Source organism: Clostridium sp. CTA-7, assembly GCF_054768095.1.
Window position 1 is genome coordinate 315,795 of record NZ_BAAAAV010000002.1, and the last position, 16,824, is coordinate 332,618.

Consider the following 16,824-nt stretch of genomic DNA (forward strand, 5'->3'; position numbering starts at 1 on the left):
TATTTTAGAATATAATAAAGTTTTCTATATATTCAACTATAGGTATAGCAATTTGGAACGCTGTTTTCATATATGCAGGATATGACTTTGGAAATTTATTTATTTAAAAACTATCATTAATAATGTGGATTTTTCATATCTTGACTTTAAATATATAAAAATGTTAACAAATAATACAGGGGAGCAGAGAATTTATGTATAAAAATATAATATTTGATATTGGGAATGTATTGTTAAGCTTTAATCCCAAAGAATATCTTAAAGAAAAAATTCAAGAAGAGAAATTAGAAAATTTATATAAGGAAATTTTTCAGAGTGAAGAATGGGTTATGTTGGATAGAGGTACAATTAAAGAAGAAGAGGCAATTAATAATATAATAAAAAGAAATACAGATTATAGTAATGATATAAAGTTAGCCTTTAAGGATTGGTATGATATATTAAAGCCAATTGATAAAACTATAGAAATTTTGCAGGATTTAAAAAATAATGGGTACAATATATTTTACTTATCTAATTTTCATGATTTAGCCTTTAATCATGTGAAAATGAAAAATGAATTTTTTAATCTTTTTGATGGAGGAGTAGTTTCCTTTGAAGAAAAGATTATTAAACCAGAAGAAGATATATATAATTTGATTTTAAGTAGATATAAATTAATAGCAAAGGAATCAATTTTTATTGATGATACTAAAATAAATCTAGAGGGAGCAGAAAAGGTAGGTATAAACACCTTATTATTCAGTACACCAGAGAATTTAAAGAATGATTTGAGAGAATTAAATATAAATATTTAATAAATTACTTAGAGATTGTATTTAAATACAATCTCTATTTTTAATGTTAATTGTTAAATACAATGTCATAGGGTAAAATAATATTACTATAATATAAGTTTTCATGCTTTAGTAGATGATATTTTGAAGAAACGAGGTAAACTAATGAATATAAATAAATTTGAAAATATGAATTTAAGCAAAGAAATTCTTAAGGCTTTAAATAACTTAGGTTTTGAAAATCCTTCAGAGGTTCAAGAAGAGGTTATTCCACATATATTAGATAGAAAAAATTTAGTTGTAAAATCACAAACTGGTAGTGGAAAAACTGCAAGTTTTGGTATTCCATTATGTGAATTAACAAATGTTGAGGAAAATAAAATTAAGGCATTAATACTAGTTCCAACTAGAGAACTTGCAATGCAAGTAAAGGAAGATATATCTGATATAGGGAGATTAAAAAAAGTAAGATGTGCAGCTATATTTGGTAAGCAACCATTTAATGAACAGATAAGAGAGCTTAAACAGAGAGTCCATATAGTATGTGGAACTCCAGGAAGAGTAATAGATCATATAGAAAGAGGAAACCTGAATATAGACAATATAGAGTTTGTGGTAATAGATGAAGCAGATAAAATGTTGAATATGGGATTCATAGATCAAATATCAGAGGTTTTAAGTAAGCTACCAAAGTCTAAAAATACATCATTATTTTCAGCAACGATACCTAAGGAAATAGAAGAATTATATTTAAATTATATGAGTAATCCAACTGTACTTGATATAAAATCTAAGGTGTTTAATAGAGATAAAATATCTGAAAGATATCTGAGAGTAGAAAAAGAAGATAAATTTAAATATTTATTAAAAACCCTTTATTCTTGGACTGATGAATCCGCAATAATATTTTGCAATACTAAGGATTCAGTAAGAAGCTTAAGCTCATTATTAAAAAAAGAAAAAATTAATGTTAAAGAATTGCATGGAGATATGGAGCAAAAAGAAAGACTAACAACTATGAACGACTTTAAAAATAAGGAGTTTAAGGTTTTAGTTGCTACTGACATAGCAGCAAGGGGAATTCATATAAGCCATATAACAAATGTTTTTAATTATGATATTCCTATGGAAAAAGAGAGCTATGTACATAGAATAGGAAGAAGTGGGAGAGGGGAAAAAAAAGGTCTTGCAATATCTTTAGTTTCAAATTCTGAAAAGAGATTTTTAGATGAAATAGAAGAATATATAAATTATAAAATAGAAGAAGCAAAACTTCCTTCTTATGATGAAACGATAAATGGTAGAAAAGAGTTCTTTGAAAATCAAAAAAATGATTATGGAAACAAAATAAAATCTAAAAAGAATATTCATAATGAAGTAACTAAGATTCATATAACGGCTGGGAAAAAGAAAAAAATTAGAAATATTGATATCCTTGGAGCTCTAAGTAATTTAGATGAATTAAGTGGAGAAGACATAGGAATAATAGATGTTCAAGATGGACATTCATTTGTTGATATTCTTAATGGAAAGGGAAATTTAATATTAAAGAAATATAAAGAGATAAAATTAAAAGGAAAATCAGTTAAAATAAGCAAGGCAAAGAATAATTAAAATAGGTATTTAAATTACTTGAATGATATGTTGAAAAAAATGTATAATTATGATAAGGAAAATCTTTATAAATGTGGGGATGGTGAGCAATTTGAAGCTTTCAAAAAAAATAGCTACACTTTTACTATATTCCACGGTAACAATATCTATTATTATTAGCATGATGTTTATATTCATAACATATCATTTTAAAAATAACTCAAACCAGGTTATTATAAACTATAAGTTAATACTTTTCGCTATTATTAGTTTGATATCTTTTGCTAATATAGGAGTTTATATATTTATAAATGAAAAAATTATAAAAAGATTAGGATTAATAGAAAAATCCATAAAAAAGCTAATAACCTCTACAGATATACATGATGAAAGCTTAGAAGTAGATGAAATAAGTAAACTTTATAATGAAATGAATACAGTAATGAATAAACTTATACATACAGAAAGTTATTTGCAGCAAGAAGAAAAAAATTATACAAATATATTAGATGCAATGTCAAATTCCTTTTTCCATTTAAAAGCAATAGTTGATGATGATGGGGAATATATAGATGGAATAATTGTTGATGTTAACTTAGCAGGGGTAGAGCTTTTAGGGCTTTCAAAAAAGGAAATTATAAATAATAAGTTTTCAGAAGTATATAAAAACTTCTCTAGGTATAAAATGCAGATATTGCAAATATTAAAAAGAATAAAAGAATCAAAATCTGAATGTGTTGCAAAAGAAATAAATATTGGAAATGATAAGTGGGGAGTAGTATCGATATACTCACTTAAAAAGGGATATTTTTCTATAATAATAAATAATGTAACGGAAATAAAAAAGTATGCTGAAGATATGACTTATTTAGCGAACTATGATACTTTAACAAAGTTATTAAATAGACATAATTTATTAGAATATTTAATGGGGTTAGTAAGTCAAGAAGAAGAGTTTAGTATATATTTTATAGATTTGGATAACTTTAAAAACATAAATGATACTTTAGGTCATAATACAGGAGATGAAGTTTTAAGGATTGCTGCTGATAGATTAACAGAATTATATTCAGATAATATAAAGGTTGGAAGATTAGGTGGAGATGAGTTTATAATAGTTAAAAAAGGACAAAATGATATAAATAATATAGAAAATTTAGCTAGAAATACACTAGACCTTTTAAATAAACCTTTTCAATTTAGTAGATATAGTTTTAATTTAAAAGCAAGCATAGGTATAAGCAATTATCCTAATCATGCAAAAGATGTATTTACTTTATTAAAATATGCAGATATATCTATGTATGAGGGTAAAGAAGAAGGCGGAAATACATTCAAAATATTTTCAGAGGAAATGTTAGAGAAGCTAAACCTTGAGAGTAGATTAAGCTTAGCAATAGATAATAATGAGTTTGAAGTTTATTATCAACCTATTTATGATGTGAAAAAAGACAAAATAGTAGGTGCTGAAGCCTTGATTAGATGGATGAGTCCAAGTGGTATAATTCCCCCTATTAAGTTTATACCTATAGCAAAGAAGAATGGAGATATAGTAAGAATAGATGAATTTGTATTAAAGGAAGCTTGTAAATATTGCAATAAAATAATAAGCCTTGGAGAAAAAGACTTCAAAATGTCAGTGAATATTTCCCATGGATTGTTAAATAAAACTGATTTTGTAGATAAAATTATTAGTATAGTAAATGAAGCCAATGTAAACCCTACATCTATAAAATTAGAAATTACTGAGGATGAAATAATAGATGATACTGAATTTACAGTTAATATCTTAAATAAACTTAGAAAGCTAGGTTTTAGGATAGCTTTAGATGATTTTGGAATTGGATATTCTTCATTTAATCACATAAAAACATTACCATTAGATACAATAAAAATAGATAGAAGTTTATTAATTAGCTTAGAGAAAGATGCTAAAACATTTTCTATTATAGAAACCTTAATTAATTTATCTCATAGTTTAGAGTTAGATGTAGTATGTGAAGGAGTAGAGCTAAAAAGTCAAGTAGATTTACTTAAAAATATAAATTGTGATAGGATACAAGGGTTTTATATAAGTAGACCTTTGAATTTAAAGGATTTCGATGAATTTTTACTGGAATTTAATAATATAGATATAAAAGATATAGATGTTAATAAGCAAACTAGTATAAATTTTTAAGATTTAAATAAAGTTAAAATAATCTAGATAGAAAGAAGGGTTTTTTATGAAGATAATAAAAAAAGATGGAAGACTAGAAGAATTTAATGTTAAAAAGATAAAAACCAGCATAGAAAATGCGGCAAGAGATTCAGGAACAATGTTAAATGAATCAGATTTGAAAATACTAGTTAATGATGCTGAAAAAACTTTACTAAAGACAAGGAAGGATTCTTTAATTACTTCAAGTTATGAAGTAATAGGAGTAATTTTTGACATATTAAAAAGAGACGGATTTAATTCTATTTTAAGATCTTATTTAGAATTTGATAAATAGAGTAACTAATTTGATACATTAACACAATAAATTCATTTATAATTAATGTTATGTTATAATCTAATTAGCTTTAATTATAAACGGAGGATTAAGAATGTATAAGTTAGTAGCAATAGATATGGATGGGACTTTACTTAGAGAAGATAAGAGTATATCAGAAAGAACTAAGAAAGCCATTCAAGGAGCAAGAGAAAAAGGTGTTACAGTAGTTTTAGCTACAGGAAGACCAATAGAAGGTGTTTTGAGATATTTAGAAGAATTAGAAATGTTTACAGATAATGATTACGTACTTAGTTATAATGGAGCTTTAGTTCAAAAGACGAAAAGTAAAGAAATAATAACTAAGGTTGCATTAAGAGGAGCCGATTTACATTATTTAAAGAAGCTTAGTGATGAATTAGGTGTAAATATTCATGCATTTTGGGAGAATAAGGGCTTGATTGCTCCTAAGAATAGTAAATATACAGAAGTTGAGGCACAAATTAATAATATAAATATTCATGAAATTGATATAGATCCTATAGCAGATGATGAAGTTATGATAAAAATAATGATGATAGATGAAGCTGAAATATTAGGACCAGCTATAGAAAAATTACCTAAAGATGTATATGAAAAGTACACAGTTGTAAGAAGTACACCATACTTTTTAGAATTTTTAAATAAAGACGCTAATAAAGGTGTAGGAGTAGAATTATTAGCTAAACATTTAGGAATAAAAAGAGAAGAAGTAATAACTTTAGGTGATGCAGGGAATGATTTGCATATGATAGAATATGCAGGGCTTGGAGTTGCAATGGGTAATGCCTTCGATGAAATAAAAGAAATTGCTGATTATATTACTGATACCAATGAAAATGATGGTGTTGCAAAAGTAATAGAAAAATTTATCTTAGAATAAAATAATTAGTATTAAAGGAGCTGTCGACCAATGATTTTTAAATCGTTGGTCGACGGCTCCGTTTTTGTTTTATTTAAATTTATATGAATTTTCTCTCAAAGTGTCATTTTTGAATATTTCTAGTTTCTCAATAATATAAACCTCTCTTTATAAATTATTATTTTTCTATTTTCAAAGGACCTCACGAAACGTTAGCCCCTTGTAAATCCTTGATTTTACTAGGTTTATTAAGGGTTTTATCAGATAAAAAATATCTATCTACTGTTTAAATATGCAGAAATCTATAGTTTTTAAAAAAATTTTACGTAAATTGAACTATAATATAACCTATTTCATTTTTCTAATTGCTTTTAAGTATTTTTAATGAACTATTGTCAAAATATAATCATATAAGTATATATAATAGATAAATACAGAAAGAAGGATGATTATGTGTGGAATAACAGGATTTGTGAATTTTAAGGAAAACATTAAAGATAATATTGGAATATTAAAATCTATGACTGATACACTAATTAATAGAGGACCAAATGCAGAAGGAACTTATATATCTAATAATGTAATGTTTGGACATAGAAGATTAGTTGTAGTTGATCCAGAAGGTGGAAAACAGCCTATGAAGAAGGTTGTTAATGGTAAAGAATATGTAATTGTATATAATGGAGAATTATATAATACTGAAGATTTAAGAAAAGAGCTTATCAAAGATGGATTTATTTTTGAGGCATATTCTGATACTGAGGTGTTATTACTTTCATATATTAGATGGGGAATGGATTGTATTAAGAAATTTAATGGTATTTTTGCATTTGCTATATATGATGAGAAGGAAAAGAGAGTTGTACTAGCAAGAGATGCAATGGGAGTTAAACCATTATTTTATACAGTTAAAAATGGAACATTTATATTTGGATCAGAAATAAAGGCTTTATTTAAACATCCATATGTAGAGCCAATAGTAGATAAAGATGGATTAACAGAATTATTTGCATTAGGACCAGCGGTTATTCCAGGAACAACAGTATATAAAGGAATAGAGGAAGTTAAACCAGCTCAGTATATACTTGTTAGGGAAGATAGTATAACTAAAGATATGTATTGGGAACTTAAAGCAGAAGAGTTTAATGAAAGTAAAGAGGAAGCGGTAGAGCATGTAAGAGATTTGCTTATTGATTCTATAAAAAGACAATTAGTTGGAGATGTTCCATTATGTACATTTTTATCAGGAGGATTAGATTCATCAGCTATATCAGCTATTGCAGCAGAGGAATATAGAAAGAAAAATAAAATTTTGACTACTTATTCAATAGATTATGAGGATAATGAAAAGTACTTTAAATCATCATTATTTCAACCAACTTCTGATCAACACTTTGCAGAGATTATGGCAGAATATATAGGTAGCAATCATAAAAATGTTGTATTAAATCATAGGGATTTAGTAAATTCATTAAATAATGCAGTTTTAGGAAGAGATTTGCCGGGAATGGCAGATGTAGACTCCTCTTTATATTTATTTTGCAGAGAAGTAAAAAAAGACTTTGTTATAGCTCTATCTGGAGAATGTGCAGATGAGTTATTTGCTGGATATCCATGGTTTACTAATGAAGATATGATAAATGCTAATACATTTCCTTGGTCTAGATTTATAGGTGAAAGAAAAGCAATATTAAGTCCAGAGCTTAAAGATTTAAAGATAGAAGAAGTTGCAAATCAAGCTTATTCAGATACTTTAAAAGAAGTTCCTCATTTAAGTGGAGAAAATAAACTAGAGCATAGAATGAGAGAATTATTTTACTTAAATTTAAGATGGTTTATGGTTAATTTATTAAACAGAAAAGATAGAATGAGTATGGCAAATAGTTTAGAAGTTAGAGTGCCATTTGCTGATTATAGATTAGTAGAGTATGCATTTAATATACCATCAAATATAAAGCTATTAGATGGAAGAGAGAAGGGACTATTAAGAAAATCATTAGAAGGAATATTACCTGATAATATAATATATAGAAAAAAGAGTCCATATCCAAAGACACATAATCCTATATATACAGATATGGTTTGTAATATAATGACTAAAGTTTTAAATGATAAGTCATCTCCAATATTAAATATAATAGATGAAAATAAAGTAAGAGAAATAGTTAATACAAAGGGAGAGTCATATAAGACTCCTTGGTATGGACAATTAATGACTGGACCACAAATGATTGCTTATTTAATACAAGTAAATAACTGGTTAGAGACTTATAATGTAAAATTGATATAGTTTTTTATAGGATCATGTAATTTATTTTAATTATATGATCTTATTTAATTGGTTCTGTTAGACATTTTCCTATAATAGAGACATTTAATTAAATCTACATATAAAAGGACTATTTTTTGGATACTTTGCCAATTTATTTATATTTATATAAGGAGTAAAATTTAATAAGGAATAAAGGGGGAAAGACTTATGGGAAAAGAATTAGATTTAATTTTACAAGAAATAATAAATGATTTTAAAAGTATAGATGAGATAGCTGGAATAAGTTTCGCAGGTTCATCAACTTCAAAAAGGGATGATAAACTGTCAGATGTGGATATAGATATCTTTACTTATTCAGATATTTCAGTGGAAGTGAGAGAAAAAATAATTAGTAAATATGCTGGTTACAAAGAAGTGGGCAATGATTATTGGGGACAAGGAGATGAATTTATATTAAGCGATAAAAATACTCCTATTGATATAGCTTATTTTGGAATTGATTGGATAGAAGATACAATAGAAAATATCTTAGTCAAATATAATGCTTCAACAGGATATACAACATGCTTTTGGCATAATATAAAAAATGCAAAGATTATTTTTGATAGAGAAGGAAGATTGAATAAATTAAAGGATATGACAAATATTAATTATCCTAAGACACTTAAGGAAAATATTATTAAAAAGAATTATCCATTATTAAAGAAAAATATTTCTTCTTATTATAATCAAATAAGTAAAGCAGTAAGTAGAGGAGATTTAAATAGTGTTAATCATAGATTAGCAGGATTTTTAGCAAGTTATTTTGATATAATATTTGCTATTAATGAAATTCCTCATCCTGGTGAGAAGAGACTAGTGAGTATTATAAAAAATTCCTGTACTAAAATACCAATGAACTTTGAAGAAGATATAAATAATATTTTAAAAGCTTCAAGTAGTTTAAATAAAGATTTATTATTGCACTTAGATTCATTAATAATTAATTTAGAGGAAATTTTATAATTAAAATTCAGTTGTTGTATGTTTAATTTATCAGAATTATAATATATATAAATAATTTAGTTAGGATGATATTATGGCAACAGCAATTTATAAAAATGGAATTATAAAAGAAAATATAGATATAAATGAAAAATCAGAAAATGTAGTTGGTTATTTATATAATTCAAGTAATTTTAAAAAAATAAGTGAAGAAGTTTTAACAAATATTCATAAAGATATAATAATAAAAAGTAAGGATATGATATTTTTAAAAATACCATTTATAGTGGAAGGAAATAAGGTTTTAATAGATGCAGTTATAGAAAATGATGAGTTTATAGTAAATTATGAAGATGATACCTTAATAGAGTTTTTAAATGAAAAAATATCTTTACATAAAAAGGTCGATAAGAATATGCTTTGCTTATTTTTATTCCAATATTTTTCATATGCATATACAGAAGAATTATTAAGTATAGAAGAGAGAATAGATAATTTATTTGAAGAAGCAGTTTATAAAGGAAATGTAGATAATAAGGAAATACTAGAAATGAAACGAATAGTTTCATTAATAAAAAGATTTACTTTATATTACAAATCTATGATAACTTATTTAGATGATGAATTTAGCGGATTAGATCTTTATGATAAAGTTTTATTAGTTTTAGATAATACACTAAGCTTAGTTGATAATATTCAAAGCTCTATATATTCCTGCATAGATATATATAACTCAGAATTATCAAATAAGATGAATAAAACTATGCAATTATTAACTGTAATAACAGTATCAACTTTACCACTAACAGTAGTGTCAGGAATATTTGGAATGAATTTTTCAAATATGCCATTGCTATATAGTAATAATGGTTTTTATATTTCTATGGGACTTACATTAGTGATTATAATCTTAGAAATAATATATTTTAAAGGAAAGAAATATTTATAAAGATAATAAGCATATACTAAATATAACTAGCATATGCTTTCTTTAATTTTTATATTACATTAAATATCTAATTCCTATTGTTTTATAATCTTTAATATATATTCTTGGAGCTCTTCTTCCTATAAGGCAAAGAACTTCATAGCTAATTGTATTTAATAAACTTGCCATATCCTCAGCATCAAACTTAACATCACCATCTGATCCTAATAATATAACTTCATCTCCAAGAGAAACATTTTCTATATCAGTTATATCCACCATAAATTGATCCATGCAAACATTTCCTATAATAGGAGCAAGTTTTCCATTTATAATAACTTTTCCTTTATTAGAAAGATCTCTTGAATATCCATCAGCATAACCAACAGGCAAAGTTGCAACTGTAGTTTTTCTTTTAGTTTTAAAAGCCTGACCATATCCTATATATTCATTTTCCTCAACTTCTTTAATATGAATAATTTTTGTTTTCCATGTTAAAACAGGCTTTATATTAAAGTGTTCTTTATCTACATCATTTGAAGGGTAGTAACCATATTGAATTATTCCAGGTCTTACACAATCATAATGACTTTGAGGTAAATCAATTATTGCTGCGCTATTAGATAAATTTTTCTTATTAATATTAACACCATTTTCAAATAACTTATCTAAGAATGAGTTATAAATTTCAATTTGATTTAATGAATAACTTTTATCTTTAGAATCAGCAGTAGAGAAATGAGAAAAAATACTTTCAATTTTTAAATTGCTTAAATTAGAAATATTTAGTATATCATTTATACTAGCATCATTTTTTCTAAAACCAATTCTACCCATTCCAGAATCTATGGCTATGTGTATAGGTATTATTTTGTTTAAGGCTTTTGCTTTATTATTAAGGTTTATAGCAAATTCATAGGATGATACAGTTGGTTCTACATCACATTCAAGTAAAGCGTCTATAGCATAATTTTCGCTAATTCCAAGTAGCATTATAGGAGATTTTATATCATTTTCTCTAAGCTCTATAGCTTCAACTATATTTGCAACAGCAAGCCTTTTAATACCATTATTAATTAAAACTTTAGATATTTCTACAGCTCCATGACCATAGGCATTAGCTTTAACAACTCCAATTATCTCACTACCATGTGATTTATTTTTTATTTGCTCTATATTATATATAAAATTATTTAAATTAATTTCTGCCCAAATTGGATGTAATAAATTCATATCTAAAACTCCTTACTATTATTTGACTTATTAGCAATACTGTTGATATTATTATATCACAGACTGGTTCTTTGGTAAGTATCAGTTTTTGTATAATTAATAGTATCAGATGGAGAATGAAAATGGATATTTTAACTATAGCTTTAGATAACAATAATAGTGTTCCTTTATATATACAATTATATAATTTTATAAAAAACGAAATACAAAATGGGAATATAGAATCTAAAAGTAAGCTACCTTCAAAAAGAAAGTTATCTAAGCATTTAGAAATTAGTCAAAATACAATAGAATCAGCTTATGAGCAGCTTATTGCAGAAGGGTATATCATATCTATTCCAAAGAAGGGTTATTATGTATCAGAATTGCAAGGAGTTATTAATATAAATAATAATATTAAAAGAAAAGATAACAAAAGTACATTTAGAAAAAAATATAAGTATGAATTTTTTTCAAGTAGAGTAGATTTAGAAAGCTTTCCTTATACGATATGGAGAAAAATAAATAAGGATATTATTAATGAAGAAAACAGAAATTTATTACAAATAGGTCATTCTCAAGGAGATAGAAACTTACGAGAAGTTATTTCTAATTATTTGAGATTTTCTAGAGGAGTTAATTCAACTGCAGATAATATAGTTATTGGGGCTGGAACTGAATATTTAGTACAACTTTTAATAAATATTTTAGGAAATAGCAAAATATATGGAATGGAAGAACCAGGATATTATAAAATAAGAAAAATATTAAAGAGTCATAATATAGATGCTAAAGCTATAAAAATAGATAATCAAGGGATTAATGTAGAAGAACTATGTAATAGTAAAGCTGATATAGTTCATATAACACCTTCTCATCAGTTTCCAACAGGAGTTATTATGCCTATAAGTAGAAGGATGCAAGTATTAGCTTGGGCTAAAGGAAAAGAAAATAGATATATTATAGAAGATGATTATGATAGTGAGTTTAGGTTTGAAGGAAAACCAATTCCTGCACTTCAAAGTTTAGATACAGACGGAAAAGTTATATATTTAGGTACTTTTTCAAAATCCTTTGCTCCTTCTATTAGAATAGGGTATATGGTATTGCCAGATGAGTTAATAAAAATATATAGAGAAAATTTTAGTTTTTATGCTTGCACAGTTTCTAGAATAAATCAACAAGCATTATATAGGTTTATAGAAGAAGGGCATTTTGAAAGACATTTAAATAAAATGAGAAATATATATAAGAAAAAAAGAGAGTTTTTAGTAGCATCAATAAAAAGATATTTATTAGGAACAGAAATAATAGGAACAAACTCTGGGCTACATTTACTATTAAGAGTTAATAATGGTATGAATGAAGAAGAATTAATAAAAAGAGCAGAAGAAAAGGGAATTAATATTTTAGGTTTATCAAGGTCGTATTTTAATGTTAAAGTTGATACGGCTACAGTTTTTTTAGGATACGCAAGTTTAACTTGTGAGGAAATAAAAGAAGCTATAATCCAATTAAAAGAAGCATGGAATTTATAATATATATATATGTTTAATTAAAATATAATTAGGAATAATAATATAAGTAATAATAGCAACTAGAAGGAGTTTATATTATGTCTTATATTAACTTTAAAGAAGAAGTAAATGTTTCAAATATACAACTAGAAAAAAGAATTAAAAATAATGAAAAATTGTTTAATGAAATTAGATTAAACAAAAACTTACCAAAAGAATATGTTCCAAATGAAAAGTACAGTTATAAGGATTTTAATGAATCAGTTTTTGGTGGTGGACATCCAAAATCGGAAGATGAATTTGAAGAAATAAGTAATACTGATATAGTGTGTTCTAAATTTATTAATTGTAGATTTTCTAATATAAAATTTAAATCCTGTAGATTTATTGGATGTCAATTTATTAATTGTGATTTTATTGGTGGAGGGGCAGTTTTTGAAGAATGTATTTTTATCAAAGAGGAAAGTGATGTAATACCAAATCTTAATAAAGAAGATAATTTTTCATGTGAGTTTAATCAATGTAAAATATATGCAAAATTCTTAAGTTGCAACTTAAGCCATTTAGTGTTTAACAAATGTGATTTAAATGATACTAATTTTGAATTAAGTGATATGACAGGTGTTATGATTTTCTATTCAGATTTAAAAATGATAATAATTATAGATGTCGATCTATCAGGAGCCAAAATAGTAGATTCATATATAGAGGATTTAGAGTTTAGAGATAAATATAAAAGTAAATTAGATGAAAAATCTTTTATAGACAAGATACGACCAAAAAAGAAAACAAGAGATGAATATGAAGGAATTTATACTGTATATGAAACTATAGCAAATAAATTTAAAGAAAATACTTTAAATAATAACTTTGGTGAGTATTATTATCTATGTAAAAAAACACAGATGAAGACTTTAAAGCCATTACCTAAAATAGGTTCATTTATTAGCTTAGTATCATGTGGATATGGTGAAAGACCTTCATATGCTGCATATTTTTCGTTATTTATAATATTTGTATTTTCAATTTTATACTTAATATTTGGAATTAAAGTAGATGAAGAAATAATAAGATATAGCTTAGGAAATAAACCTACATTAACAGAGTTTTTAAAAGACTATAACGAATCCTTAAATTTAAGTACTGGAATGTTTGCAGGAGTAGGACTTAACGAAGCACAGCCAGCTCCTATGTCCTATATGCTTAGCAATATAGAAATGTTATTGGGCGTACTTATGATGGGAATTGGAATAGGGGCATTAGTTAAAAAATTAGTAAGATAAAAGTTAAAATATAAAAAGGGGTGTATCAAGCACCTCTTTTTATATTCTAACTTTTATTCAATCTAGCTCCCCATTAATTAAATTTTTCTTATATACATAATTAATAATAATTCTTCGAAATTTTTATGTAAAATAATTGAATAAAAGTATTATAATGAAATGTTTCATTAATAAAGAATAAAAAAATATTGTTTTTCAATAAGAAACTCTTGATAAATAAATTTTGAAATGATAATATATATTTAATTGAGGAAGGAGAGATTAAAGTGGAATTAAAAGAAGAGAAATTTTTATCTAAGATATTATCAATAGTTCTTAATATTAGTATTTTATTTGGAATAATCCTTACAATTATTTTGTTTTATACAATTTTTTATAAAGGAGGAATACAAGATTCTATTATAAATAAGGGATTAATAATAGCACTATTAGTGATAGGAATAAGTAGTTTATTTTATATAGTCTTTCAACTTAGAGGTATAATAAAAACTTTAATAAAAGGAGATCCATTTGTTAGATCAAATGCAGCAGCTTTCAAAAGAATTTCATTAGCATCATTAATTATATCATTATGTTATTTTTTAAATTTATTTATAAATTCTAACCTTAAAGAATTTAAGTTTATATATGTTGATAATATGGGGATTCATACAGATATGGAAGTTTTCATATTCTTATTTGCATCAGCATTTATATTTATATTAGCAAAGGTTTTTGATAAAGCAGTTACTTTTAAAGAAGAAAATGATTTAACAATATGATGAAGGAGAAGAGTATGGCTATAATTGTGAACTTAGATGTTATGATGGCAAAGAGAAAAATATCCTTAAATGAATTAGCTGAAAAGGTTGGAATAACAAATGCAAATCTTTCTATATTAAAAAACAATAAAGCTAAAGCAATTAGGTTTTCAACTTTAGAAGCTATTTGCAAGGAACTTAATTGTCAGCCAGGAGATATCTTAGAATATATAGATGAATAAAAAGGAGGAGCATAGATGGTCAATGCTGTTTGTTTAGTTTTAATGAAGGATGAAAAGATTCTTTTATTAAAAAGGTCAAAAAATAGATTACCAGTTATAATAATGAAAGGAGAAGAAACTCCAGAAGAGTGCGTAAATAGGTGGAAAAAAGGAACTATTGAAGTAGAAGATGCACAAATTATTAATTATAACAAAAAAATTAATGTAGATGAGTATAATATTAGTTTAATATTTATGGATGCTACTAATTTAGATGTGAATTTAGTAGATGAAAATTTAACTTTTGAAGAATGTAGATGGGCAAATAATATCAACAAAATTGAAAATGAATTTTTAAAATATATAGTATTACAGTGTAATCTAAATAATTATACTTCTATTGCAGTAGAAGCATTAAAAGATTCTATTAACATGAAAAAAAATTACAAGATAAAAAATTCCATACTAAATATTGAAAAAGAGAATATGGATACAAAAAAGGCATTAATGCTTATAGCACTTTCTTTATTGTTTGGAATATTATTTTCTAAATTTATTTTTGGATATTTAGGTATTTCTTTAGTAATTTTAAATATTTTGATGATAGAAATTTTCTTTGTTACAGTTGGAGCAAAAAATAGAAATTTATTAGGATATTTTTTCATATTATCAAGCTTTCTTCTGTCTTGTAGTTACGCAATTTTTACAAATGATTTATTTAGAACATTAAATTTATTTGTAGTTCCAATATCATTATTTTCAGGATTTCTATTATTAAGTTATAACAATATTCCCTTTAAGCTATTAAGTTTTGGAACTGTTTTTCTTGAAATAATAGTAGGGCAATCTGTAGAGAATTCATTTAAACTTCCTAAAGTGGTTAAAGCTTCCTTGAAGAAAGATACTTCGAAAAAAGAAAATAATAATATTAAATCAATATTAACAGGTATATTAATATCAGTACCTTTAATTATAGTATTGGGAAGCTTACTAGCTGGAGCAGATGAAATTTTTAATTATTATTTAAGAAATATATGGATATATATAAATATAGAAAATTTTTATGAATTAATATATAAAGTTATCGTAGCACTAATAGTAATGTTTTTAATCTTTGGTTTATATTATAGTTTAAATTCTACTAAAATAAAGGAAATAGATAACAATACTACAAATAAGCCTTTTAATTCAGTTACTGTAATAACAGTCTTGATATGCATAATTGCTTTATATTTAATATTTACTAAAATACAAATTTCTTATTTATATTTAAATAAGGAGTTGCCAAATGGATTTGACTTTGCAAATTATGCAAGAAAAGGTTTCTTTCAATTAGGTACTTTAGTAATAATAAATTTAGCTATAATAACATTAATGATTTTTAAAACATCTACTAACAGTAGTATTATGAAAAAATCTTTAAATTCTTTATATAGCATAATAACATTGTTAACTATAAACATGGGAGCTTCAGCTATATACAAAATGAATTTATATATAGAAGCATTTGGTTACACTAGATTAAGAATTTTAGTGCAAGTTTTTACAGTGTTTTTATGTCTAGTGTTAATAATATTAATGATATTTATATGGAGCAAAAAAAGTTTGTTTAAACCAATATCTATTGTTGGGTTATCTATGTATTTATGTTTAAATTATTTTAATATAGATAATTATATAGCAAAAAAGAATATGGAAATTATGAATTCAAATAATGAAATAGACGTATGGTATCTTATTACATTATCACAAGATGCATATGATTCTATAACAGAAGGATATAAGCAAGGAACGATAGAAGATAAAGATTATAAATATTGGAAGAATAGAAGGATTGATAAAAAATTAAAGTGGTATGAATACAACTATTTTAACAGTAAAGGAAAATAAAGAAGAATAAAATAAGTAAATTATAAAAAGGAG

The 16,824-nt window shown here is 25.1% G+C and carries 14 protein-coding genes; 13 read left to right on the forward strand and 1 reads right to left on the reverse strand.

The window, feature by feature from the left end; translation table 11 throughout:
- Window positions 1-194 precede the first annotated feature (194 nt).
- From ACYUEX_RS04515 to ACYUEX_RS04550, 8 genes are all read left to right on the forward strand, one after another.
- Window positions 195-797, forward strand: coding sequence for an HAD family hydrolase (locus tag ACYUEX_RS04515; RefSeq protein WP_460286742.1), 603 nt, complete (start codon window positions 195-197; stop codon window positions 795-797).
- A 144-nt stretch (window positions 798-941) separates the two neighbouring features.
- Complete coding sequence (locus ACYUEX_RS04520) at window positions 942-2,390, forward strand: DEAD/DEAH box helicase (protein WP_460286743.1); 1,449 nt, start codon at window positions 942-944, stop codon at window positions 2,388-2,390.
- Between the two features lie 91 nt (window positions 2,391-2,481).
- A complete protein-coding gene (locus ACYUEX_RS04525) occupies window positions 2,482-4,548 on the forward strand; it encodes a putative bifunctional diguanylate cyclase/phosphodiesterase (protein ID WP_460286744.1) in 2,067 nt (688 codons plus the stop codon).
- A gap of 46 nt (window positions 4,549-4,594) precedes the next feature.
- Entirely contained in the window at window positions 4,595-4,864 is a 270-nt protein-coding gene (locus ACYUEX_RS04530; RefSeq protein ID WP_411168738.1) for an ATP cone domain-containing protein, read from the forward strand.
- Between the two features lie 94 nt (window positions 4,865-4,958).
- Window positions 4,959-5,765: a sugar-phosphatase gene (gene yidA / locus ACYUEX_RS04535; protein ID WP_460286745.1), complete on the forward strand. Its 807-nt coding sequence runs from the start codon at window positions 4,959-4,961 to the stop codon at window positions 5,763-5,765.
- 430 nt (window positions 5,766-6,195) lie between these two features.
- A complete protein-coding gene (asnB, locus tag ACYUEX_RS04540) occupies window positions 6,196-8,034 on the forward strand; it encodes an asparagine synthase (glutamine-hydrolyzing) (protein WP_460286746.1) in 1,839 nt (612 codons plus the stop codon).
- Between the two features lie 189 nt (window positions 8,035-8,223).
- On the forward strand, window positions 8,224-9,021 hold the full coding sequence (locus ACYUEX_RS04545; protein ID WP_460286747.1) for a DUF4037 domain-containing protein: 798 nt from the start codon (window positions 8,224-8,226) through the stop codon (window positions 9,019-9,021).
- 73 nt (window positions 9,022-9,094) lie between these two features.
- Window positions 9,095-9,949 carry a CorA family divalent cation transporter gene (locus tag ACYUEX_RS04550; RefSeq protein ID WP_460286748.1) on the forward strand — a complete coding sequence of 285 codons (855 nt, stop codon included), beginning with the start codon at window positions 9,095-9,097 and terminating at the stop codon, window positions 9,947-9,949.
- A 54-nt stretch (window positions 9,950-10,003) separates the two neighbouring features.
- On the opposite strand, the gene alr is transcribed toward ACYUEX_RS04550, so the two are convergent.
- Window positions 10,004-11,161, reverse strand: a complete 1,158-nt coding sequence (gene alr, locus ACYUEX_RS04555) for an alanine racemase (protein ID WP_460286749.1) — start codon at window positions 11,159-11,161, stop codon at window positions 10,004-10,006.
- Window positions 11,162-11,283: 122 nt separating this feature from the next.
- Between alr and pdxR the strand changes: the two genes are divergently transcribed.
- From pdxR to ACYUEX_RS04580, 5 genes are all read left to right on the forward strand, one after another.
- Window positions 11,284-12,678: a MocR-like pyridoxine biosynthesis transcription factor PdxR gene (pdxR, locus tag ACYUEX_RS04560; protein ID WP_460286750.1), complete on the forward strand. Its 1,395-nt coding sequence runs from the start codon at window positions 11,284-11,286 to the stop codon at window positions 12,676-12,678.
- A 77-nt stretch (window positions 12,679-12,755) separates the two neighbouring features.
- A complete protein-coding gene (locus tag ACYUEX_RS04565) occupies window positions 12,756-13,940 on the forward strand; it encodes a pentapeptide repeat-containing protein (protein ID WP_460286751.1) in 1,185 nt (394 codons plus the stop codon).
- A 266-nt stretch (window positions 13,941-14,206) separates the two neighbouring features.
- Window positions 14,207-14,701 (forward strand): DUF2975 domain-containing protein, encoded by a 495-nt coding sequence (locus tag ACYUEX_RS04570; protein WP_460286752.1) that lies wholly within the window; start codon window positions 14,207-14,209, stop codon window positions 14,699-14,701.
- 14 nt (window positions 14,702-14,715) lie between these two features.
- Window positions 14,716-14,922, forward strand: a complete 207-nt coding sequence (locus tag ACYUEX_RS04575) for a helix-turn-helix domain-containing protein (protein ID WP_411170722.1) — start codon at window positions 14,716-14,718, stop codon at window positions 14,920-14,922.
- A gap of 15 nt (window positions 14,923-14,937) precedes the next feature.
- Window positions 14,938-16,791 (forward strand): DUF4153 domain-containing protein, encoded by a 1,854-nt coding sequence (locus tag ACYUEX_RS04580; RefSeq protein ID WP_460286753.1) that lies wholly within the window; start codon window positions 14,938-14,940, stop codon window positions 16,789-16,791.
- Window positions 16,792-16,824 lie beyond the last annotated feature (33 nt).

Excerpts from the sequence above, each read along its gene's own strand:
- ACYUEX_RS04550 (WP_460286748.1), top strand. The coding sequence starts at position 9,095 with ATGGCAACAGCAATTTATAAAAATGGAATTATAAAAGAAAATATAGAT.
- alr (WP_460286749.1), bottom strand. The coding sequence starts at position 11,161 with ATGAATTTATTACATCCAATTTGGGCAGAAATTAATTTAAATAATTTT.
- yidA (WP_460286745.1), top strand. The coding sequence starts at position 4,959 with ATGTATAAGTTAGTAGCAATAGATATGGATGGGACTTTACTTAGAGAA.
- ACYUEX_RS04515 (WP_460286742.1), top strand. The coding sequence starts at position 195 with ATGTATAAAAATATAATATTTGATATTGGGAATGTATTGTTAAGCTTT.
- ACYUEX_RS04575 (WP_411170722.1), top strand. The coding sequence starts at position 14,716 with ATGGCTATAATTGTGAACTTAGATGTTATGATGGCAAAGAGAAAAATA.
- pdxR (WP_460286750.1), top strand. The coding sequence starts at position 11,284 with ATGGATATTTTAACTATAGCTTTAGATAACAATAATAGTGTTCCTTTA.
- ACYUEX_RS04565 (WP_460286751.1), top strand. The coding sequence starts at position 12,756 with ATGTCTTATATTAACTTTAAAGAAGAAGTAAATGTTTCAAATATACAA.
- ACYUEX_RS04545 (WP_460286747.1), top strand. The coding sequence starts at position 8,224 with ATGGGAAAAGAATTAGATTTAATTTTACAAGAAATAATAAATGATTTT.
- ACYUEX_RS04580 (WP_460286753.1), top strand. The coding sequence starts at position 14,938 with ATGGTCAATGCTGTTTGTTTAGTTTTAATGAAGGATGAAAAGATTCTT.
- asnB (WP_460286746.1), top strand. The coding sequence starts at position 6,196 with ATGTGTGGAATAACAGGATTTGTGAATTTTAAGGAAAACATTAAAGAT.
- ACYUEX_RS04530 (WP_411168738.1), top strand. The coding sequence starts at position 4,595 with ATGAAGATAATAAAAAAAGATGGAAGACTAGAAGAATTTAATGTTAAA.
- ACYUEX_RS04520 (WP_460286743.1), top strand. The coding sequence starts at position 942 with ATGAATATAAATAAATTTGAAAATATGAATTTAAGCAAAGAAATTCTT.